Below are 1,130 nucleotides of genomic sequence, written 5' to 3' on the forward strand. Positions count from 1 at the left end.
TGCTACGCTCTGTCGATAATATGTATCAGGTATCATGCCTAATCGACTCTAATGAAGAGCAGCTCAAATTTGCTGACCAGTTAAGCGATCAGTGTTATGAACTAGCCAAAAGGCGCAAGGCAGCTTTCGGCATAAGATAAGGTATCGTTACGTCCAACGATTATGTGATCAACAAGAGAGATATCTAATAAGTCACAGGCTTTTTTTAGCTCATAGGTCAATACATTGTCTGCTGTTGATGGTTTGGCATCGGTATGGGGATGGTTATGTGCGATAATAAGCTGGCTAGCCGCGTGGCTTAGAGCATGCCGGAGTACATGCTTGATACAGACAGAACACGATGAGATACCGCCGGTGAAAAGTATCTCAAAGTTCAAAAGGTTCAACGCATTGTCCAGACAGAGGACTGCAAACACTTCACGATGCTCACCGCGTAACTGGGTGCTGATATAATCTTTAACCACTTGCGAGCGCCCGAGCGCTTGCCCCGTTTTTAGCTTGCTATCCAGATAGCGTGTGCCCATCTCAAGCGATGCCAATATCTGAGCGTACTTGGCGGGGCCGATACCATGACAAGCAAGAACGGTTTGTTGCGGTGCGGCCAATAGCTCAGCTAGGCTGCCAAACTGATCAATCAAATGACGCGCCAGCTCAATCGCTGACTGTGACTGCGTACCTGTCCGCAAAAATATGGCCAGTATCTCGGCATCAGACAAATGAGCGGCACCGAATTTCAATAATTTTTCGCGTGGTCTGTCATCCTCATGCCAGTCTTTAATCGCCATTGCCACTCCTTAAGAATAAATTGCTACTTGTTATCTGAGGTAAATACGGAAAATTTTACCCAATTTATCTCATAGTTGTTACTATAAGCGCAATTTTATCTTTTCACTTTTTTATTGATGCCACGCTTATGTCCAATATTGTCCTTGCTATTACCGGCGGTATCGCCGCTTATAAATCTGCTATATTTGCCCGCTTGTTGATTAAGGCAGGCTTTGATGTGCGCGTCATTATGACGACAGGCGCACAAGCATTTATCACACCGCTGACTCTACAAGCGTTGACGGGTAACGAGGTGCATGTCTCATTGCTCGATGAGCAGGCAGAAGCGGGGATGGGGCACATTG

General features: G+C 46.1%; 2 protein-coding genes. One reads left to right on the plus strand and one right to left on the minus strand.

Annotation, left to right across the window (positions count from 1 at the left end; all coding sequences use genetic code 11):
- Positions 1–101 precede the first annotated feature (101 nt).
- Positions 102–785, minus strand: a complete 684-nt coding sequence (gene radC / locus ACS8FC_RS14655; RefSeq protein ID WP_201597851.1) for a RadC family protein — start codon at positions 783–785, stop codon at positions 102–104.
- A gap of 128 nt (positions 786–913) precedes the next feature.
- Here radC and ACS8FC_RS14660 point away from each other — a divergent pair.
- Positions 914–1,130: flavoprotein (locus tag ACS8FC_RS14660; protein WP_439297306.1), on the plus strand; the 217-nt coding region annotated here is incomplete at its 3' end.

The sequence above is a fragment of the Psychrobacter sp. 1Y4 genome, from assembly GCF_051847555.1.

Coding starts and splice junctions, on each gene's coding strand:
- radC (WP_201597851.1), bottom strand. CDS start 785: ATGGCGATTAAAGACTGGCATGAGGATGACAGACCACGCGAAAAATTA.